Genomic DNA, 20,685 nt, shown 5'->3' on the forward strand with positions numbered 1-20,685 from the left:
CGAGGTCACCGCGCGGGTCGACTCAGAGTTGTCGGACCCACTTCGGGTTGGCGCCCGCCCAGCCGGCCAGGTCCGGCCCCTGCAGCGACCGGAACAGCTCCGCCGCCGCGGCGTCGAGCCGGACGTAGGAGAGTTCGTCGGTCTCCTCGGCGTGCGACGGGACCTGGATGCCGAGCATCGTGTCCAGCGGGAGCTGCCGAAGCCCGAGGACCAGATCCTCCAGCGGCAGTCCGTTGGTGTCGACGGTGAGTGAGGCGCCGACCGCCCGCAGCAGGTGGTCGAGTTTGATCGGGTTGCGGGTCACCTCGCTGGTGCGGACCTTCTCCAGCATGGCCCGCAGCAGCTGCTGCTGGTGCCGTTGCCGGTCGAAGTCGCCGCCGGGCAGGTCGTAGCGCTGGCGGGCGTAGTCGAGCGCCTGGCCGCCGGACATCTGCTGGCAGCCCGGCTGGTAGACGGTGCCGGTGTGGATCGAGCGGACCGGCGCCTCGACGCAGAGTTCGACGCCACCGAGTAGATCGATCACCCGGCGGAAGCCGGAGAAGTCGATGAGCGCCGCCCCGTTGAACCGGATGCCGGTCAGCCGACTCAGGGTCGCCGACAGCAGCCGGGTGCCGCCCTGGCCGCCGCCGCCGTACTGGAACGCGGCGTTGATCTTGTCGGTCCCGCCCAGGTACCCGCGACCCGGCTCGGGCGGAATCTCGACCAGCAGGTCGCGCGGGATCGAGATCAGGTACGCCCGCTCCAGCCCGTCCGGGACGTGGGCGATCATGATCGTGTCGGCCCGCTGGTCGGCGCCGGGGGTCGCCGAGCGCTGGTCGGAGCCGACGAGCAGGAAGTTGAGCGGGCCGACCAGGTTGGTGCGCTCGTGCCGGGCGGCCGGATCGAGCAGCAGCTCCTTGACCACGCTGCGCTCGTACCGCTCGGTCAGCACCCACACCCCGACCCCGCCGAGGACGGCGACGGCGAGCAGGGCGGCGCCCAGGCCGACCGTCCACCGGGCCCAGCGGGGAGTCCGTCGGGTGGCCGTTGCCTTGTCAGGTCGGAACGTGACGCCTCCCCGGGCCGGGCCGCGTGAGAGGTTCTCACGTCAGGCTGAGCGCCGGAGATACCCGTTCGGTGCCGGTCGTAACGTCTGCCCGGTCGCTACTTGCTCGCGGCGATGACGCTGGGATTCTCCAGGATGAATTCGGCCATCCGGTCGGACTTGACCGCCGCGAACATGCTCTGACTCAGCGGATTCAACACCTCCCGGCCGGATTCGTTGCCGCTGAACGTCCCGCCATTCGTGCGCAGCAGCACCAGGTCGTTCGCCGCCACGCCGCGCATGGTGAAGATGAAGTCGGCCAGCGGGGTCTTCCCGGTGTCCAGCACGAACGCCTTGCCCGCCGCCTCCATCAGGCCCTTGAGTTTCAGCGGGTTGGTCATCGCGCCATCGGCCATCGCCTTCTTGGCCATCGCCTTGATCAGTTGCTGCTGGTTCTGCTGGCGGTCGTAGTCGCCGTTCTTCAGGCCGTAGCGCTGCCGCGAGTAGTCCAGCGCCTCCCAGCCCTTCATATCCCGGCAGCCCTTCTTGTGCACCACCGGCTGCCGGGGCTGACCGGTCTTCTTGGCGTCGGCGTTCCACATCACCTTGCCGTTGACCCGACTCATGTGATGCGACTCGACCTCCTGCTTGACACACATCGGAATGCTGCCGAGTTCGTCGATCACACCCTTGAAACCGTTGAAGTCGATGATCGCGGCGCCGTCGAAACTGATGCCGGTCAGATTCTTGATGGTCTGCGCCATCAACTGCGCGCCGCCGGCCCAGCCGCCGCCGTTCTGCGCGCCGTGGAAGAACGCCTCGGTCGCCTTCGCCGTGCCGCCGGGATACCCGTTCTTGGCGAACGCCGGCACCTGCACCTCGGTGTCCCGGGGGATCGACACCAGGTACGCCTGATCGTGGGTGGCCGGCACATGCAAAATGATGATCGTGTCCGCGCGGGTGTCGTTGACGTCCCAGCGGGCCCGGGCGTCGACGCCGAGCAGCAGCATGTCGATCGGGCCGGTCAGGTCCTTGCCGCCCTCGGCGTCACTCTTGCCCGCGATGCCGAGCAGGTCGGTCTGCTCGATGCTGCCGGTGGCCTGACTGATCAGCGCCTCGCTGCCGACGATCGCCACCCCGCTGGTGACCATCAGCGTGGCGCCGACGACCAGCGCGAGCCTGGCCCAGAGCGGGTCCCGGCGGCGCCTGGGCTTCCCGGCCGCCGATCGGCCGGCGGGCGCCGGTGGCGCCGGCGGCACGGGGGTGGCCGGGACGGCCGCGGCCGCCCGGGCCGCCGGACCGACCTGCGCCTGGGTCGGCGTACGACGGCGGCTCTGAACCGGCATGCCTGCTCCAGCGTCGGGTGAGGGAACCTCGACACTCTACGGACACCTATTCGTTCCCGCGAGTTCCTTTCGGTTACAGGCCCGTGACACGTTCGGATGGTCGGCTATTCGGTCGCCGGTGACGTGGCCGGGTCCACGTTCTGCTTGACCCAGGCGGCCATCTCGTCCGAGGACATCGCCCGGTACATCGCCAACGCGTTCTCCCGGTCCGAGACCACCACCGACTCACCGTCGATGGTCTGGCTGCCGTTGTGCGGGCTGGTGATGAACTGCAGGTTCTCGCCCCGCAGGTTGCGGAACTGCAGGGCCATGTCGACGATCGAGAAGCCCTCGTCGACCGTCACCGCACTCGTCACCGACTTGAGGAACGCGTTCAGCTTGGCCGGGTTCGTCAACGTGCCGGAGCTGGCCGCCTTGTCCATCAGCGCCCGCAGGAACTCCTGCTGGTGGCGCATCCGCGCGAAGTCCCCGTCCGGGAACTGCTTGCGCTGCCGGATCCAGTCCAGCGCCTCGGCGCCGTTCATGTGGTTGGTGCCCTTGGTGAACTTGCGGTACGGCTTGTGGATGGAGGTGATGGTGCGCTCCACCTTCAGGTCGACCCCGCCGAGGGCGTCGGTCACCTCTTTGAAGCCGGCGAAGTCGATCGCCATCACATGGTCGAGCCGGACGTCGGAGAAGCACTCCACGGTGCGTACCGCCAGTGGCAGGCCGCCGAACGCGAACGCCGCGTTGATCTTGCCGCGTTGGCCGCTGCCGCAGTCGGCGCTGGCGCTCTCCGGGATCGGCACATACAGGTCGCGCGGGATGGAGACCAGGTACGCCCGGTCCTGGCTCGACGGGATGTGCATCACGATGATGGTGTCGGCACGCCACTGACTGGACTGGTCCACCGGGGCGTCCGGGTCGCGGGAGTCACTCCCCACCAGCAGGATGTTCAGCGCCCCGTCGACGGCCTGCGGCGGCCGACCGCCGGTCAGCTCGGCGAACGGGTCGGTCCGGGCCAGGTCGTTGTCCAGCCCGCGCACGTACGCCCACACCCCGGCGCCGGCGAGCAGGCCGAGGACCACGAGCGAGGCGGCCACCACCAGCGCGATGCGGCGCCAGTTCGGGCGCGGCCCCCGCCGGCCGCGGCCGTAGCTCCCCGGTCCGCCGGGGCCGGCCGGCCCGCCGGGACCGCCCGGTCCGCGTGGCCGGTCCCGGTCGTCGTACCAGGTGGCGCGGGACTGGCTGGGCGGACCCGCGGCGGGCACCCGTGCGGTGGCCCGGCCGGTCACCGGCCGGCCGGCGGGGGACCGGCCGCCGGGCACCCGGTCACTCGGAACCCGGTGGGCGGTGGGGTCGGACCACGGGTACGCACTCGCTGACATGACCCAAGGGTACGTAGCGAAGTCAGTAGTCCCGACGATCGCGACCGGTGCGGCACGAATCCGGGACCGGCGGCGACTAGCCGATCCGTTCGCTGAAGTGCGCGATCGTGCGCCGCAACCCGTCGGCCGGGCCCACCTGGGGAGCGAAACCGAGCCGCTGGCGGGCCAGGCTGAGATCCGGCCGGCGCTTCTCCGGATCGTCCGCCGTGCGGGTGAGGTACTGCACCTCGGACCGGCTGCCGGTCAGCGACACGATCAGCTCGGCCAGCTCACGCATCGACACCTCGTGCTCGGTGCCGCAGTTGATCGGCCCGGTCTCGGTCGAGTCGAGCAGCAGCAGGATGCCGTGCACCAGGTCGTCGACGTAGCAGATCGACCGGGTCTGCTCACCGGTGCCGTGCACCGGCAGCGGCTCGCCGCGCAGCGCCTGGGTGATGAACGTCGGCACCGCCCGTCCGTCGTCGGGACGCATCCGCGGACCGTAGGTGTTGAAGATCCGCACGATTCCGACGTCCACCCCCCGGTAGCGGTGGTAGGCCATCGTGGTCGCCTCGGCGAACCGCTTGGCCTCGTCGTACACGCTGCGGATGCCGATCGGGTTGACGTTGCCCCAGTACGTCTCGACCTGCGGGTGCACCTGCGGGTCGCCGTACGCCTCGGAGGTGGAGGCGAGGATGAACCGGGCCCCGTCGGCGCCGGCCCGGTCCAGCAGGTGCATGGTGGCGATCGAGCCGACCCGCAGGATCTCGATCGGCAGCGTGGTGAAGTCCTTCGGGCTGGCCGGCGAGGCCAGGTGCAGGATGGCGTCGAACCGCTCACGCAGCGCCGGGTGGTGGTCCGGCAGCCCGTCGGTGACGTCCGCCTCGACGAGCGTGAACAGCGGATTGTCGTCGAGTTGGGCGACGTTCTCCTTGGCACCGGTGACGAAGTTGTCGACCGCGACCACCGTGGCACCCCGGGCGACCAGCGCGTCGACCAGGTGGGAACCGACGAAGCCGGCGCCGCCGGTCACGAGGATGCGGTGACCTGGTCCGAAGCGAGGGGCTGACACCATAGGCGTCAGCCTACCCAGATCACCGATCTCCGGCGGGTGATGGGGTCCCCGGGGGTGACCTGGCGTCGGCGTCGCCGGCACGGCGGCGGGTGCCGGGAGGGGCGTGATCCCTCCCGGCACCCGGGGTGCTCCGGTCCCGTCGGGGCGGCGTCGTGGTGCCGCCCGCGGTCCGGCGGCGGCCTCAGTGCGCGCCGGCTCCCGTCAGGGAGCGCACCTCCAGTTCGGCGTACTTCTCCTCGTCGTGCTCCTTGGAGACGAGGGTGCCGATCCAGCCGCAGAGGAAGCCGACCGGGATCGAGATGATGCCCGGGTTGGAGAGCGGGAACCACTGCCAGTCCGAGTCCGGGAACATCGAGGTCGCCGCGCCGGAGACGACCGGCGAGAAGAACACCAGCGTGACGGCGCTGAGCAGACCACCGTAGATCGCCCAGACCGCCCCCGACGTGTTGAACCTCTTCCAGAACAGGCTGTAGAGGATCGCCGGCAGGTTGCCGGAGGCCGCGACGGCGAAGGCGAGCGCCACCAGGAACGCGACGTTCAGGTTCTGCGCGAAGATCGACAACACGATCGAGATCGCGCCGATCACGAACGCCGAGATCCGGGCGACCCGTACCTCGTCCCGCTCCGACGCCTCACCACCCTTGATGACGTTGGCGTAGAAGTCGTGCGCGAGGCTCGACGACGAGGCCAGGGTCAGGCCGGCGACCACGGCCAGGATGGTGGCGAAGGCCACCGCGGCGATGATCGCCAACATGGCGGCACCACCCAGCTCCCCGCCGAGGAAGTCGATCCCGAGGGCCTCCGCCAACTGCGGTGCCGCCGTGTTGCCCGCCCGGTCCTGGGCGGTGATCGCCTCGCCGCCCACGATCGCCGCGGCGCCGAAGCCCAGCGCCAGGGTGAACAGGTAGAAGGTGCCGATGATGCCGATCGCCCAGAGCACGCTCTTGCGGGCCGCCCTGGCTGTGGGCACGGTGTAGAACCGGATCAGGATGTGCGGCAGGCCGGCCGTGCCGAGCACCAGGGCGATGCCGAGCGAGAGCAGGTCGACCTTGTGGTAGAAGGTCTGCCGGGCGTTGTCGGCCACCTCGACGCCGTACCGCAGGCCGGGTTCGAGGAACGCGTCCCCCTTGCCGGATGCCGCCGCGGCGTCGCCGAGCAGCGACGACAGGTTGAAGTTGTAGTTCGCCAGCACCAGGATCGTCATCACCAGCGTGCCGCTCATCAGCAGCACCGCCTTGATGATCTGCACGTAGGTGGTGCCCTTCATGCCACCGACCGTGACGTAGATGATCATCAGGGCGCCGACCATGATGATGGTCGCCACCTTCGCGGTGGCCGCGTCCATGCCGAGGAAGGTCGTCCCCTCCCGGATGCCGAGCAGCAGCGACACCAGCGCGCCCGCACCCACCATCTGGGCCAGCAGATAGAAGATCGAGACGGTGATGGTCGAGACGGCCGCGGCGGTCCGGACCGGCCGCTGCCGCATCCGGAAGGCCAGCACGTCCGCCATCGTGTAGCGGCCGGAGTTGCGCAGCAGCTCCGCGACCAGCAGCAGGGCCACCAGCCAGGCGACCAGGAAGCCGATCGAGTACAGGAAGCCGTCGTAGCCGTAGAGGGCGATCAGGCCGGCGATGCCGAGGAACGAGGCGGCCGACATGTAGTCACCGCCGATCGCCAGACCGTTCTGGAAACCGGAGAACGACCGGCCACCGGCGTAGAAGTCGGTGGCGGTCTTGGTCTGCCGGCTGGCCCAGACGGTGATGCCCAGCGTCACCGCGACGAAGACCAGGAACAGCGTGATGGTGAGCGTACGGGCGGTGTTGTCGCCGGATTCGGCGGCGAGCAGCCCTGCGACGGCCTGCGTGGTCACGGCCTGGCCTCCTCGGCGGTGTCGCCCTGCAGTTCCGCCCGGATCCGGTCGGCGACCGGGTCGAGCTTCGCGTCGGCGTACCGGGAGTAGAGCCACGCGATGAGGAAGGTGGAGACGAACTGCAACAGGCCGAAGACGATGGCCACGTTGATGTTGCCGACCACCTTGGTGCCCATGAAGTCACGTGCGTAGGCGGAAAGAATCACGTAGAGCGCGTACCAGAGGAAGAACGCCACCGTCATCGGGAAGACGAAGCCGCGCAGCGCTTTGCGCAGCCCGGCGAACTCGTCCGATCGCTGTACGGCGGCGTACCGGGCGGCCGGGCTCGCCGGCCCGGAGGTCTCCGTGGACATTCAGGTCACCACCTTCGCAGGTGCAGTAATTTCCGGCACCGTAAGGACGCGGCGGGGAATCCGGAAAGTGGTGATTCGGTGGTCGGTCACCGGCTGCGCCGAGCGGGCCCTTCGATGCGCCGAGCGACCCCGGTCACACCGTTCGGCGCCCCGCTCGCCGCCGTTGGGTGAGCCACGGTCAGTGTCCGGTCAGCTCCCGGTAGCGACCGCGGTAGTGCACCAGCGGGCCGGTCCCGTCGACCAGTTCGACCACCTCGACCGTCGCCTCGACCAGCAACGACCAGCCAAACTCCCGGGCGGCGTCCAGCCGGCAGCCCAGCCAGCCGCCAGCGCCCACCGGCACCGGCCCGTACGCCGTCGACGTCCACTCCGCCGGCTCGGCGAAGAGTCCGCCCGGCGCCGGGAACAGCCCCGCGAACCGGTCCGCGAGCTGCCGGTGCGCCGGACCGAGCGGCGCGACGGCGAACCGGCCGGCGGACTCGGCCGCCGCCCAGAACTCCGACTCCTCGTCGATCAGGCCGAGCAGCCGGCCCGGTTCCCCGTCGGCGACGGTCGTCGACGAGACCGTGAGCCCGCCGGGCCGGGCACCGCCCGAGCCGGCGGCCGTCCAGAGCGTCACCGCCGCCGGCAGTCGGCCACGGAACCGGCGCAGCGGCGAACGCTCCCGGTCCGGGGTGGCGAACGGATCGGTGTGGTGGATCTGGGCACCCGGCTCGGACTGGCTCATTCGCACCATTCTGCGCGGTCAGCGGCGGGGCGTGACGGTGACCAGGAGTTCGGGCATCCGCCGGTCGACGAGGTCGCCGGCCAGCCAGGTGCCGAGCGCCGCCGCCGCCACGCCGTACCCGAGACCGACCGGCAGCGCCAACCAGAGCCAGACGTCGCCGAGCAGCACCGTGGCCACCAGCATCGGCAGCGCAGCCGCCCCGGTGGCCGCCATGGCGACGAAACTCAGCAGGCTGCGCGCCATCCCGGCGCCGGTGTTGATCGCGAACGGGTTGCTCGTCTCCGGCAGCGCGTACGCGCCCAGCACCGAGATGAACAGGTTGACCGCCAGCCCGCAGCCGTACGCGGCGAACAGGGTGCCGACCAGCACCCCGATCCAGCCCGGCTCGCCCAGGAACAGCCCGAGCCCGACCGCGATCACCAGCAGCAGCGGAACGATGTACAGCGAGAAGCCGACCACCCGGGCGGTGAGCTCCACCCGCCCGGGCACCCCGGCGATCACATTGGCCGCGTACGCGCTGCCGTCGAAGCCGAACTGGTTGGCCAGGGTGACCGCCGCCAGCACCCCGACGGTGATCATGGAGAAGCTGACCAGCGGGGCGGACGCGTCGAAGCCGCCACCGGGCGCGCCCTGGCCGCTGACGTTGACGATCGCCGGCACGAAGACGCCGATCACCGCGAGCGTGATCAGGTTCGCCCGCCGCCGGCTGTCCCGCCACCAGTACCGCGCCTCCCGGGCGACAAGTGCGCCGTGCCGGTCGCGGGGCAGCCACCGGACGATCGCCGGGAAGAGCTGCGCCACCGCCCCGGTCACCGGGCGCTCCCGGCCCGCCCGGCCAGGCGCGGCGCTGACCGTGCCGACCATCGCCGACTCCAGCGACCGCGACCACCACCACAGCAGCAGGCCGAGGGTCAGTGCCGTGATCAGCAGCTTCGGCGGCACCGCCCAGCCGCGCCCGAGGGCGAGGTCGATGCCGAGCGTGTACGGCGCGGCGAACGGCGTCCAGCCGACGATTCGGGCCACCCCCGCCAGCCGGCCCAGGTCGGCCTGTCCCAGGGCGTTCGCCGCGAACAACTGCAGCGGCGCGAGGAGCGCGGCGAAGACGGCGAGCAGCACCGCTGCCAGGTCCCGGACCCGCCGGGACCGCAGCATGCTGGCGAAGGCACTGGTGACCGCCCGGCTGGCCGCCACGCAGAGCACCACCCCGGCCACCACCCCGACGGCCGTGACCAGCGCGGCGCTCCAACCGCCGAACGTCGCCGCCGTCACCACCAGCCCGGCCGAGGCGAGCAGCGTCGCCGCCGCCGGCACCCCGACCAGGGCCGCCACCAGCATCCCGAGGACAAGCATCCGGCGCCCCACCGGCAGCAGCGCGAAGCGGGCCGGGTCGAGCGTCTCGTCGACGCCGAAGAAGACCAGCGGCAGCAGCGTCCAGCCGAGCACCAGCAGGCCGCCGCCGAGGCTGGCCGAGACCTCCGCCATGGTCCGGCTGTCGGCCAGGCCGGGCAGCGCGAGGAGCAGGAAACCGGTGGTGGCCAACCAGAGGCCGGTCACGATCCCGCCGATGAACAGCCCGATCCGCCAACCCTGACCCCGGAACCCGTTGCCCATCACCCGCAGCTTGAGCCGGACGAAGTGCCGGGCCGAGACCGGCCGTCGACCGCCGACCGGTTCGGTCGGGGCCGGCCCGGTCACAACCATGCCAGCTCCTCGCCGGTGGCGGTCCGGCCACCGACCACCTCGACGAAGATCTCCTCCAGCGACCGGTCGCCGCGGACCTCGGCCAGCGTGCCGACCCGCTTGATGGTGCCCTCGGCGAGGATCGCCACATGGCTGCAGAGCCGCTCGACCACCTCCATCACATGGCTGGAGAAGATCACCGTCCCGCCCCCGGCGACGTACCGCTGCAGGATGTCCCTGATCAGGGCGGCGGCGACCGGGTCGACCGCCTCGAACGGCTCGTCCAGGACCAGCAGCCGGGGTCCGTGCAGCAGCGCGCAGGCCAGCCCGATCTTCTTTTTCATGCCGGCCGAGTAGTCCACCACCAGGGTCTTCCCGGCGTCGGTGAGCGCGAGGACGTCCAGCAGCTCCCGGGCCCGCTGATCCACCACCGCCGGGTCCATCCCCCGCAACAACCCGTGGTACGCGAGCAGTTCGGCGCCGCTGAGCCGGTCGAAGAGGCGTACCCCGTCGGGCAGCGCGCCGAAGAGCCGCTTCGCGCCGACCGGATCCGCCCAGACGTCGTGGCCGAGCACCCGGGCGCTCCCGGCGTCCGGCCGCAGCAGCCCGATCGCCATCGACAGGGTGGTGGTCTTGCCGGCCCCGTTCGGGCCGAGCAGCCCGTAGAAGGACCCGGCCGGAACGTCCAGGTCAACCCCGGCCACCGCCACCTTGGCGTCGAACCGTTTGACCAACCCGCGCAGCGTGAGGGCGGCCTGTTCAGCACCAGTCATGACACGACCGTAACCGCCCCGGTCCCGGCGGTGTCCGGCGACCGGAGGTGACGAGCACCTGACAGCAACCAACCGGGCGGCCAGCGGGTGCTAGCCGTAGACAACCGAGAAGGGGGGAGGACGGATGCCGGCGGAAGACGCGTTCGAGGACTTCTACCAGAGCACCCGGCACCGGACCGTGACCGTGCTCTACGCCCTCGGCGGTGACCTGCATGAGGCGCAGGACGCCGCTCAGGAGGCGTACGCCCGGGCCTGGCAACGCTGGGATCGGATCGGCGGTTACGACGATCCGGAGGCCTGGGTGCGCACGGTGGGACACCGGCTGCTGATGAATCGTTGGCGCAAGATACGCAACGGCTTCGCCGCGTACCGGCGGCACGGCCCGGCCGACCCCACCGCCGCCCCGTCCGAGGACGGCGTGGCGTTGGTCACCGCGCTGCGCCGGCTGCCGGCCGACCAGCGCACCGCGATCGTCCTGCACCACCTGCTCGACCTGCCGGTCGCCGACGTCGCCCGACAGACCGGCGCACCGGCCAACACCGTCAAGGCCCGGTTGGCCCGTGGCCGCCGGGCGCTTGCCGAACTGCTCGGCACCACCCTCCCCGAGGAGGTCAGCAATGCCTGAACCGCTCTTCGACAACCTGTACCGGGACACCGAACAGCTGCACTGGGCGCCGACGGAGCAGGTGCGCCGGCGTGGCCGGCAGCGCTCCCGCCGGCTGGCGGCCGGCACCGTGCTCGCCAGCGCGGTCGCGGTCGCAGTGGTCGCGTCCGGCGTGGTGGCCCTGGCCGGCCGCCCGGACGTCGGCCCGGTGCCCCCGCCACCAGCCACCAACTCGCCCACCCCCAGCCCGACCCCGAGCCCGAATCCGCCTGCCGTTCCGACGACACCGCCACCGAGCGTGCCGCCCGACGGGCCCTCTGCGGAGTCGAGAGGGTCGTCGCCGACCATTCCGGCCGAAGCGATGCTGCAGCTTTCCGACCTGCCCACCGGCTTCCAGCAGGAGGCGTTGAGCAGGGGGGAAGGTGACTGGACACTCGCCTTCGCCGCCTCGCTCTGCGAGCAGAGCTGGAACGCGTTCGGGTTGCCGCACGTCGCTGATCGGTATGTGGCGTTTCGTAGCCCGCAGGTGGGGGTGCTACAGGAGGCGAAGCGGTACCGCGACGAGAACGCCGCCAGGTACCTGGACCGGGTCCGGGCCGGCGTCGAATCCTGCAGCGATCGCTTCTCGGTACTCGATGAGGATTTCGCGGGTGAGGAGTCCCTGGTCATCCAGTTCGACGCGGGAGGTCTGGTGTCGCTGTACGTCGTGGTCCGGCAGGACGATCTGGTCACCACGGTGTGGCGGAGCGGGCAACCCGACCAGGCGGCGGCGACCCGACTGGGTGAGCGGGCAGCCGATCGGCTCTGCGCCGGCACCGAATGTTGAGCGTCGGGGGCGCTGCGGCTGTCTACAGCCGCAGCGCCTCCGGCGCGTGCAGGCGCAGCATGGTGGCGCCCACGTCCACGGGGGTGCGGCGGCGGGTGGCCATCGACACCGCCACCATCACCGTGAAGGCCAGCGGAACGGTCCAGGCGGCCGGCTGCGCGATCAGCGTGGCCGGCCAGCCGGTCAGCGGTGGACCGAGCACCGTCACCAGCACCGCCAGCACCGAGGCGCCGCCGCCGGCCAGGATGCCGGCGGCGGCCCCCAGGTCGGTCAGGCCGCGCCACCAGATGCCCAGCACCAGCAGCGGGCAGAAGCTCGACGCGGCGACCGCGAAGGCCAACCCGACCACCTGGGAGACGTCCAGCCCGGAGACGTTCAACGCCAGCACCACCGGCACCGCCCCGCCGACCAGGGTGGCCAGCCGGAAGTCCCGGACCGAACCGCGCCCCAGACCATCGGTGGAGATCACCCCGGCCACGCTGGTGAGCAGCCCGGACGAGGTGGAGAGGAAGGCCGCGAACGCGCCGGCCGCGACCAGGGCGGCCATCAGCTGCCCGAGCAGCCCGCCACCGAGCGCGGCGCCGGGCAGCAGCACCACCACCGCGTCGGTCCGCCCGGTGAGCAGCAGCTGCGGGGTGTAGATCCGGCCGAGCACCCCGTACAGGGTGGGGAACAGGTAGAAGGCGCCGACCAGGGCGAGCACCACGAGCGTCGTCCGGCGGGCGGCTGCGCCGTCGGGGTTGGTGTAGAACCGCACGAGTACGTGCGGCAGCCCCATCGTGCCGAGGAAGGTCGCCAGGATCAGCGAGTACGTCGCGAACAACCCGTGGTCGTCGCTGTCGCCGGTGCTCGGCAGCAGCCAGTCCAGCCCTTCGGCGGCGGCCACGCTGGAGACCGCCGGCACCGGGTCGCCGGCGGCGAAGGAGAGCTCGTCGCCGGGGCGTACCTCCCGGATGGTGCCGTCGGCGAGGGTGAGGGTCGCCGGCTCCTCGACCACGACGGTGATCGCGCTCCGGAAGGTCGTGCCGTCCGGCGGGGTGACCGCCGGCCGGCCGTCGGACTGCCACTGCAGGGCCAGGAAGATCGCCGGTACGGCGAGCGCGGTCAGCTTCAGCCAGTACTGGAACGCCTGCACGAAGGTGACCGCGCGCATCCCGCCGAGGGCGACGTTCGTGGTGACCACCACCCCGACCAGCAGCGACCCGAGCAGGTACGGCGCGCCGGTCACGGTGGCCAGGGTCAGGCCGGCGCCCTGCAGCTGGGGGACCAGGTAGAGCCAGCCGATGAAGACCACGAAGAGGGTGGCCAGCTTCCGCAGCCACCGCGAGCCGAGCCGTACCTCGCAGAAGTCGGGCAGCGTGAAGGCACCCGACCGGCGCAGCGGAGCGGCCACGAAGAGCAGCAGCGCCAGGTAGCCGGCGGCGAACCCGACCGGATACCAGAGCACGTCCACGCCGTACTTGAGGATCAGGCCGGCGATGCCGAGGAAGGACGCCGCCGACAGGTACTCCCCGCCGATCGCCGCCGCGTTCCAGGTCGGGCTGACCGTGCGGGAGGCGACCAGGAAGTCTGAGGTGGTCCGGGCCAGCTTCAGCCCGTAGAAACCGATCGCGATGGTCGCGACCGTGACCACGGCGATCGCCGACACCACGTACGGGTTCGTCACCTAGCGCTCCGGCCGCTGGACCAGGTCGGTGAAGTCCTGCTCGTTGCGCTCGGCCAACCGCACGTACGCCCAACCGACCGCGACCAGGAACGGGAACGCCGCGACACCGAGCAGCAGCCAGGGCAGGTTGACCTCGGCCAGCTTGACGGTGCCGACCGTGGGGGCGACGGCGAACAGCAGCGGCAGCCCACCCAATCCGATGATCACCACCAGCGAGAGCCGGACGGCCAGCGCGAGTTGGGCCCGGACCAGACCCCGGACCAGCGCCTCGCCGACCCGGGTCTGCTCGGTCAACTCGGCCCGGGTGCCGTCGTGCCCGGGACCACGCCGGGTCACCTCGGCCAGCACGATCCGGGTACGCCGCGCTGGTGGCGGCCCATCCCGGTCGGGCGGCTGGTCGGTGGCTTCGGTCACTCCGGCAGTCTCGCCACCGCCGGCCGAATGTCAAGAGCGCCGCACGAACCGGCAGCTCGGGTCGACTGAGGTGAACGGGCGGGCGGCGATGATCCGGCGGGCCTCCGCCCGGCCCAGGTTCGCCTCCCGCCAGTCATCCGAATCGAGCCGCCGGGCGATATCGGTCAGCACGCAGTTGCGGTCCGGTGCCGGCAGGCGGTCCAGCTCCGGCACCGCGTCGGCCGACAGCTCCGACAGGTACCCCAGATCGAGTTGGCTGGTGTCGCTCCGGTCGATGTTGGTCCGGGCGATCAGCCGGTCCGGGTTGATCACGGCGAGGCCGAGTAGTGCCAGCACGGCGGTGCCGACCGCCACCCGGGGCAGCCAGCCGGCCCGTAGCCGCACCCCGGCGACGAGAACGAGCCCGAACACCAGCCCGATCCAGAGTTCACACGCCGTGACCAGCAACCGGAGCCGGGTCGCCCCGTACGCCTCGACGTAGACGTTCATCCGGAACAGCGCCGAGCCGACGATGACGAGGCTGAGCAGTGCCAGCGTGCCGAGGAGCAGCCGGATCAACAGTCGGTCGGTCCGGTCGGCCCGGGGCGCCCAGCGGGCCGCGCCGGCGAGCACCGCGAGGGTGAGCACCGAGACCACCACCAGTTGCCAGAAGCCGCCCCGGGCGTACTCCGCGTAGGTGAGCCCGGAGGTCTCCAGGACGTGGGCCGCCCCGCCGAAGAGCACGGTGATCTGGACCAGGACGAAGAGGGCGAACAGTGCGTCGAGCAGGGCCAGCGGAACGGCCCATTCCCAGCGCCGGACGCGACGCGGTTCCCGGCCGCCCAGCCCACCGAGGTCGGGCGGCCGGGCCAGCAGGTAGGCCGCGCCGAGCAGCCAGCCGCCCACGACGACGAACAGGAACACCCAGCGGACCAGGGTGGGGACCGAAACCGCCGGCAACGCCGCGCCGAGCAGGTCGGCGAACGCCGCGTCGGCGGAGGCGAAGAGGGCGCCGAAGACCACCAGCAGAACCACCGAGACGGCGACGCTGGCCAGCACCCGTCCCAGCCCTCCCCGATCGCCGGAACCGGACTTGTCGGATCGGCCCGGTCGGCCCGGTTGCCCGGTCGACGCCGGGTCCGATCCGGCGGCGGTCGGGGTGGTTCCGCTCTGGCCGGTGGTGGTCGGGGTGGGTCGGGTCTGGCCGGCGGGATGCGGGCGGGCGCCGAGTCCGGCGAGCGTCCAGGGCACCGCGCGCACCACCGAGGCGGGTGGGATGACCAGGCTGAGCAGCATCCCGAGGGCCGAGCGGCCGCCGGTCACCGACAGGCAGGCCGTCACCCCCGCCGTGACCAGACAGAGCACGAAGAGCCAACCGGCGGCCCGGACCGCGCCCACGCCGACCAGTGCCACCGTGGCGAGCACCCAGAACAGTCGGGCGTCGAGCAGCCGGGTCACCCTCGGCGCCCCCGTGGCGCCGAGTACGAGACCTGGCCAGCCGGCCACCGCGACCAGCACCGTGCCGGCGAGTACCCCGACCAGCCAGCCCACCCCGACCTGGTCCAGTGGAATGCTGACCGCGCTGACGGCGGCGGCGGCCAGCGCGACGCCGACTACCACCGGCCGGGCCGGGCCAGCCGGACCCGGCCAGCGCCGCCGGATCGCCGAGGGCGCGACCGGGGCGGCCGCCGGTTTCAGCGGTGCAGGCCCGGCAGTCGCCGGCTTCGAGGGTGCCTGTTTTGGCGGCGGCTGCGTGGACGGTGCCTGCTTCGGCGGCGCCTGTTCCGGCGGCGCCTGTTCCCGCAGCGCCTGTTCCGGCACCGCTGTTTCCTGCGGCGTCGGCTGGGCCGGCATCGCCTGTTCCTGCGGCACCGGCTGTGGCGGCACCGGCTGTGGCGGCAGCTGTTTCGGGGCGGCGGCAGGGTCCGGGGTCGGGGTGCCGGTCATCGGTCCTCCGATGCGGGGGAGAAGGCGGTGGCGGGGGCGGCGGCCAGCGGTAGGCGTACCTGGATCCGGCAGCCGGCGCCCGACGGGCCGGTGGTTTCGGGCGGATCGATCGCGACGATGGTCCCGCCGTGCAGCTCGACCACCCACCGGGCGATCGCCAGACCCAGGCCGGTGCCGCCGCCGGTGGCCCGGTCGCCCCGGTTGAACCGCTCGAACACCCGGGTCCGCTCCTCAGCCGGAATGCCGTCGCCGGCGTCGACCACGTCGAAGCGCAGTTGGCCGTCGCGCCGCTCGACGGAGACGACCACCACCCCACCCGCCGGGCTGTGCCGGGCGGCGTTGTCCAGCAGGTTGGCGAAGACCTGGTGCAGCCGGCCCGGGTCGGCGGCGATGGTGAGCGACGGCACCGGCGCCTCGATCCGGAAGGTGACCTCCCGACCGGCCCCGGTGGCGCTCACGGCCGCCTGCTGCACCGCCTCGTCCAGGAAGTCCGCGACGTCTATCTCGACCCGGCGCAGCGGCACCACGCCGGAATCCAGCCGGGACAGGTCGAGCAGATCGGCCACCAGATGCCCGAGCCGTTCGGTCTGCGCCAACGCCACCCGCAGCGTGGCCGGCTCCGGCTCGGCCACCCCGTCGACGATGTTCTCCAGCACCCCCTGCAACGCCGTGATCGGCGTACGCAGCTCGTGCGACACGTTGGCGATCAGCTCCCGGCGGCGCTGGTCCGCGGCGGCCAGATCGCCGGCCATCTGGTTGAAGGCCGTCGCCAGCTCGCCCACCTCGTCCCGGGAGGTGGACCGCACCCGGCGGGTGTAGTCGCCGCGGGCCATCGCCCGGGCGGCGGCGGTCATCTCCCGCAGTGGGGAGGTCATGCCGTGGGCGAGCACCTGGGAGGTGAGCAGCGCGACGCAGATCGCGGTCAGCGACGTCACCGGCGGCAGCCAACCGACCCCGAACCGGAAGATGACGAGTCCCGCCGCGCCCGAGGCGACCAGCAGGATGCCGAGCTTCAGCTTGATCGACCGGATCGGATCCAGCGGCCGGGGCAGCAGGTCCATCGCCGAGGCGAGCAGCTCCACCACCCGGACCAGCCCACCGCGCCGGGCGGACGGACCCGTCACGGTCGTACCTCCAGGGCGTAGCCGACCCCGTGCACGGTGCGGATCAGGTCCGCGCCGAGCTTGCGGCGCAAGGCCTTGACGTGACTGTCGACGGTCCGGGTACCGGCCGGGTCGGCCCAGCCCCACACCTCGGTCAGCAGCCGCTCCCGGGGCAGCACCGCGCGCGGTCGGCCGGCGAAATGCACCAGCAGGTCGAACTCAGTGGGGGTCAGATGCGCCTCGACCCCACCCCGGCTGACCCGCCGCTCGGCCTGGTTGATCTCCAGGTCGCCGAGCCGGAGCACCTGCCGGGCGCTGTCGGCGGCCCGGTCCACCCGGCGCAGCAGAGCATGCACCCGGGCGGCCAACTCCCGCAGTGAGAACGGCTTGGTCAGGTAGTCGTCGGCGCCGACGGCCAGCCCCACCAGCAGGTCGGTCTCGTCATCGCGGGCGGTGAGCATCAGTACCGGCATCGGCTGGTCGGCCTGGATCCGCCGGCACACCTCCAGCCCGTCGAAGCCGGGCAGCATCACGTCGAGCACGACCAGGTCCGGCCGGCTGGCGCGGACCGCGGCGACGGCGGTCGGCCCGTCGCCGGCGACCTGGACCGCGTAACCCTCGGCCCGCAGCCGGGCGGCGACCGAGTCGGCGATGGTGCGTTCGTCCTCGACCACCAGGATCCGCCGTTGCGTCATGCCCTGGACTCTAGGCAGCACCCGTGCAGACCGGCGGCGGGTGATGTGAACGAACTGTGCAGACCTCCGCACGGGAGTCCGCCCGCCGGAGCACCGGGCCGATGGCAGGTCGCCGCCGGCCCGATGCGTCCGCGGTCAGCTCGTCTGCACCACGACGTTGACGACCAGGGTGCCGCTGGCCGGCACCGGGTACACCCCTGGCTGCCGGGGCGGCTTGCGGGGTGACTCCAGCAGCGCCACGGCCCCACCGCCGGCTCCGGCGGTCGAGGGCGCGGTACGAGCACCCACCTTCGGTGCTCCCGGGATACCCGGTATCGGCTTGCGCGGCGTGACCGCAGCACCGTTGGTGCTGCCGCTGTAGAAGTCCTCACCGAACGAGGCGTCGTAGGTCAGGTAGACCGACTGCGGACCGAGCGCGCTCAGCGTGTAGTTGCCGCCGTCGATCCAACCCGAGCCGACGATGTCGCCGGTGTCGACGTGCCGGGCGATGACGTAGCCGCCGTCGGAAGCGACCCCGTGCTGGTTGGTGACCGTGCCCCGGACCTCCGTGCCGGCTCCCAGGGCGGTGTCGTGGGTGGCGGTCCCGCCGGCGGTCACCTGGATCGGCGTCGCCGAGTACCGGTCCGTGGCGCCGCCCGACCAGTGCGACGTGTACTCGTAGTGGTCGAACAACAACGGCCACGCGTACGGGCCGAGTCCGGTCACCCGGTACCGTCCGTCGGCGTCGGTCACAGCCTTGCTGGCCGCTCCCACTCCCGGGTGGGCGGTGAGCAGGTTGATCTGGGCCGAGTCGATCGGAGCCCCGGTCGCCGCGTCGGTCACCCGGCCGGTGATCACGCCGGCCTGGTCGAGCCGAACGGTCGGCGCGGTGACGGTGGCGCCGGCCTGGGCCACGATCGTCGCGGCGGCCCGCTGATCGCCGGTGCCGCCGGCCGCCCCGACCCACTGTGCGCCGTACGCGGTCTCGCCCGGATCGACGAAGAGATGGTAAGAGCCCTTCTCCAGGTATCCGATGGTGACCCGGCCCGCGGTGTTGGTGCAGTACCCGTCTCCGTCGGGACGGGAGGGCGCGTGCGTGCGGTGCACCTGGACGCAGACGTTCGCCACCGGATTACCGGTCTGCCGGTCGACCACCGTGGTCGTTATCCGGGCGGCCGGACGCAGCCGTACCGTCACGGCCGTGGTCTGGTCGGCGCGGACCTCGACCGGCTCGGTGTCCAGGGAGAAGTAATTGCCGTCCTCGGTGTAGACGGAGAACTGGTGCCGGCCCTGAGGCAGGTCCGTCACGGTTACCGTGCCACCGGAGCCGCAGTCACCGGGACTGACACAGAAGTGCGGGACCGGCGCGCCGGTGACCGCGTCGACGGCCGTCACCCGCACCGACCCGGTTCGCGCCAGGCTGTCGGTGAGGTGGGTGTTCGCGCCCGCCGACACGGTGAAGGCGTCGGCTTCCTCGATGGTCAGCTTGCCCTGGTAGAACTGCACCCGGTCGCCATGCGAGAAGCTGAGCGTGTACGACCCGACCAGAATCTCGGGGACGCTGAACTCGCCGTTGCCGTCGGTCTCCGCGTAGACACCCGCCCAGCCCTGCTCAGCGGCCGTGCTGACGTCGATGTACGCGCCCACCAGCGGCTGCCCGGCGGCGTTGGTGAACCGCCCCGACAGGCTGCCGACCGCAAGGATGGTGTCGTCGACGGTCACCTCCGCGTCCTCGGCCACCTCGAACAGTTGCCCACTGGACTCCGCCAGCTGACCGGGCACGTACTGGGTCTGGTAGCTGCCCTCGATCGGCTCGAACGACACCTGGTGCGCGCCGGGCAGGACCGGGATCCGGTACCGCCCGTCCGAGTCGGTCAACCCGTAGTTGCTGTCGAAGGTCTCCGGATTGCGGGCGGTCACCAGCAGATCGGCACGGGGGGTGCCGTCGGCGTTGCGGATCTGGCCGGTGATCGTACCGGTGGCGAAGAGTTGCTCGTTGACGGTGATGGTCGCCCCATCGGTCACCGTCACCGGATCGGCGTCCCAGATGTCGGTCTTCCGGTGGTGGTACTGCTGCGGCTGGCCCTGCAGTTCGAAGCTGACCAGGTAGGAGCCGCCGGGAAGCCCGTCGACCGTGTAGTCGCCGTTCGCGTCGGTCTCGGTCCAACTGACCGAGTTCCAGTCCTGTTCGTCGTAGGCCACCACCCAGGCGTTGGCGGCGGGGGCTCCGGTGCTGGTGGTCAGGCGGCCGGTGATCGAACCGGTCGCGGCGGCCTGCGCGGGGGGTGACCCGGTGAGCAGGAGTACGCCGATCAGCGCGCCCGTCAGGGCGGCCCGGCGTGGGGATGCGAGTCGCATGTCGTCCTCAGTGGAGTGCTGGTGGCGGGGCGACCGGACCGGCGGATCATGGTGCGAGCGTCGACCCGCGCGCCCCGTTCGCCGCGTCGACATCGGAACCATAGGTGATCGACGGGGATCTTGGCGTCGGCCGAACGGCCGGTACGCTAGCGGTTCCAGTCCTGTTTGGCCGCTCGGACCAGTTTGTCCTTCAGCTCCCGGGTGTGCCGGCGGCTGACCGGCAGCTCAGTGTCGTCCACCACCACCACGTAGCCGGAGTTGGCCAGCCGTAGCTCGGCGATCAGCCGCAACTGCACCAGGTAGGAGCGGTGGATGCGGACGAAGCCGGCGTCGGCCCACCGTTCGGCGAGGGTGGCCAGCGGTACGCGTACCAGGTGGGAGCCCTCGGCGGTGTGCAGCCGGGCGTAGTCGCCCTGGGCCTCCACCCAGCGCACCGCGGAGCGGGGCAGCATCCGGGTGGTGCCGGCCAGCTCCACCGGGATGGTCGGGTCGTCCTCGGCGCGGGCCATCGCCGCCGGGTGTGCCGGCACCACCCGGGAGCCGACCACCCGGCGCAGCGACTCGGCCAGCCGCTCGGCGCGGACCGGCTTGCGGACGTAGTCGGTGACGCCGAGGTCGAAGGCGTCCACCGCGCCGTCGTCGTACGCGGTGACGAAGACGATCGCGGGCGGGCGGGCGAACCGACGCAGCACCCGGGCCAGCTCCATGCCGTCCAGGCCCGGCATCCGGATGTCGAGGAAGACCGCGTCGATGTCGGTGTCGCGCAGCACCCGCAGCGCCTCGGTCGCGTCGGAGGCGGTGTGCAGCCGGGACACCCTCGGGTCGGCGCGCAGCAGGTAGGCCAGCTCGTCGAGGGCGGGCGGCTCGTCGTCCACCGCCAGCACCCGCAGGAAACCGGTCACCGTGCCTCCGTCCACGTT

The 20,685-nt window shown here is 71.8% G+C and carries 17 protein-coding genes and 1 pseudogene; 2 read left to right on the forward strand and 16 right to left on the reverse strand.

Annotated features, from left to right (window positions below; all coding sequences use genetic code 11):
- Positions 1-22 precede the first annotated feature (22 nt).
- The 9 genes and pseudogenes from O7627_RS00245 to O7627_RS00285 form a co-directional block, all read right to left on the reverse strand.
- Complete coding sequence (locus O7627_RS00245) at positions 23-931, reverse strand: LCP family protein (RefSeq protein WP_278091472.1); 909 nt, start codon at positions 929-931, stop codon at positions 23-25.
- Between the two features lie 212 nt (positions 932-1,143).
- Positions 1,144-2,370 (reverse strand): LCP family protein, encoded by a 1,227-nt coding sequence (locus O7627_RS00250; protein ID WP_278091473.1) that lies wholly within the window; start codon positions 2,368-2,370, stop codon positions 1,144-1,146.
- Between the two features lie 104 nt (positions 2,371-2,474).
- Positions 2,475-3,737 (reverse strand): LCP family protein, encoded by a 1,263-nt coding sequence (locus O7627_RS00255; protein ID WP_278091474.1) that lies wholly within the window; start codon positions 3,735-3,737, stop codon positions 2,475-2,477.
- A gap of 76 nt (positions 3,738-3,813) precedes the next feature.
- The gene (locus O7627_RS00260; RefSeq protein WP_278091475.1) at positions 3,814-4,791 is read right to left on the reverse strand and encodes an NAD-dependent epimerase/dehydratase family protein; all 978 of its coding nucleotides are present in this window, start codon (positions 4,789-4,791) and stop codon (positions 3,814-3,816) included.
- A 181-nt stretch (positions 4,792-4,972) separates the two neighbouring features.
- Complete coding sequence (locus tag O7627_RS00265) at positions 4,973-6,661, reverse strand: cation acetate symporter (RefSeq protein ID WP_278091476.1); 1,689 nt, start codon at positions 6,659-6,661, stop codon at positions 4,973-4,975.
- Positions 6,658-7,014 carry a DUF485 domain-containing protein gene (locus tag O7627_RS00270; RefSeq protein WP_278091477.1) on the reverse strand — a complete coding sequence of 119 codons (357 nt, stop codon included), beginning with the start codon at positions 7,012-7,014 and terminating at the stop codon, positions 6,658-6,660. Before O7627_RS00270 ends, O7627_RS00265 begins: the two co-directional genes overlap by 4 nt.
- Before the next feature lie 178 nt (positions 7,015-7,192).
- Positions 7,193-7,729: pseudogene (locus O7627_RS00275) on the reverse strand (flavin reductase family protein); the annotation flags it as partial.
- 30 nt (positions 7,730-7,759) lie between these two features.
- Complete coding sequence (locus O7627_RS00280) at positions 7,760-9,442, reverse strand: ABC transporter permease (RefSeq protein ID WP_278091478.1); 1,683 nt, start codon at positions 9,440-9,442, stop codon at positions 7,760-7,762.
- Entirely contained in the window at positions 9,433-10,194 is a 762-nt protein-coding gene (locus tag O7627_RS00285; protein WP_278091479.1) for an ABC transporter ATP-binding protein, read from the reverse strand. The genes O7627_RS00280 and O7627_RS00285 overlap by 10 nt, the downstream gene beginning before the upstream one ends.
- 124 nt (positions 10,195-10,318) lie before the next feature.
- Here O7627_RS00285 and O7627_RS00290 point away from each other — a divergent pair, with 124 nt between their 5' ends.
- Entirely contained in the window at positions 10,319-10,819 is a 501-nt protein-coding gene (locus O7627_RS00290) for a SigE family RNA polymerase sigma factor (RefSeq protein WP_278091480.1), read from the forward strand.
- Positions 10,812-11,624, forward strand: coding sequence for a hypothetical protein (locus O7627_RS00295; protein ID WP_278091481.1), 813 nt, complete (start codon positions 10,812-10,814; stop codon positions 11,622-11,624). Before O7627_RS00290 ends, O7627_RS00295 begins: the two co-directional genes overlap by 8 nt.
- Before the next feature lie 22 nt (positions 11,625-11,646).
- Here the strand turns inward: O7627_RS00295 and O7627_RS00300 are convergent, their stop codons facing one another.
- From O7627_RS00300 to O7627_RS00330, 7 genes are all read right to left on the reverse strand, one after another.
- Positions 11,647-13,290 (reverse strand): cation acetate symporter, encoded by a 1,644-nt coding sequence (locus tag O7627_RS00300; RefSeq protein ID WP_278091482.1) that lies wholly within the window; start codon positions 13,288-13,290, stop codon positions 11,647-11,649.
- Entirely contained in the window at positions 13,291-13,704 is a 414-nt protein-coding gene (locus O7627_RS00305; protein ID WP_278091483.1) for a DUF485 domain-containing protein, read from the reverse strand.
- 30 nt (positions 13,705-13,734) lie between these two features.
- Positions 13,735-15,630, reverse strand: a complete 1,896-nt coding sequence (locus tag O7627_RS00310) for a DUF4153 domain-containing protein (protein WP_278091484.1) — start codon at positions 15,628-15,630, stop codon at positions 13,735-13,737.
- Entirely contained in the window at positions 15,627-16,691 is a 1,065-nt protein-coding gene (locus O7627_RS00315; protein ID WP_278098094.1) for a HAMP domain-containing sensor histidine kinase, read from the reverse strand. Before O7627_RS00315 ends, O7627_RS00310 begins: the two co-directional genes overlap by 4 nt.
- Before the next feature lie 59 nt (positions 16,692-16,750).
- Positions 16,751-17,428: a response regulator transcription factor gene (locus tag O7627_RS00320; RefSeq protein ID WP_278091485.1), complete on the reverse strand. Its 678-nt coding sequence runs from the start codon at positions 17,426-17,428 to the stop codon at positions 16,751-16,753.
- Positions 17,429-17,563: 135 nt separating this feature from the next.
- Positions 17,564-19,765 carry a carboxypeptidase regulatory-like domain-containing protein gene (locus tag O7627_RS00325; RefSeq protein ID WP_278091486.1) on the reverse strand — a complete coding sequence of 734 codons (2,202 nt, stop codon included), beginning with the start codon at positions 19,763-19,765 and terminating at the stop codon, positions 17,564-17,566.
- Between the two features lie 146 nt (positions 19,766-19,911).
- Positions 19,912-20,667 carry a LytTR family DNA-binding domain-containing protein gene (locus O7627_RS00330; protein WP_278098095.1) on the reverse strand — a complete coding sequence of 252 codons (756 nt, stop codon included), beginning with the start codon at positions 20,665-20,667 and terminating at the stop codon, positions 19,912-19,914.
- Positions 20,668-20,685: the final 18 nt, after the last annotated feature.

The sequence above is a fragment of the Solwaraspora sp. WMMD1047 genome, from assembly GCF_029626155.1.
Classification (GTDB): Bacteria; Actinomycetota; Actinomycetes; order Mycobacteriales; family Micromonosporaceae; genus WMMD1047.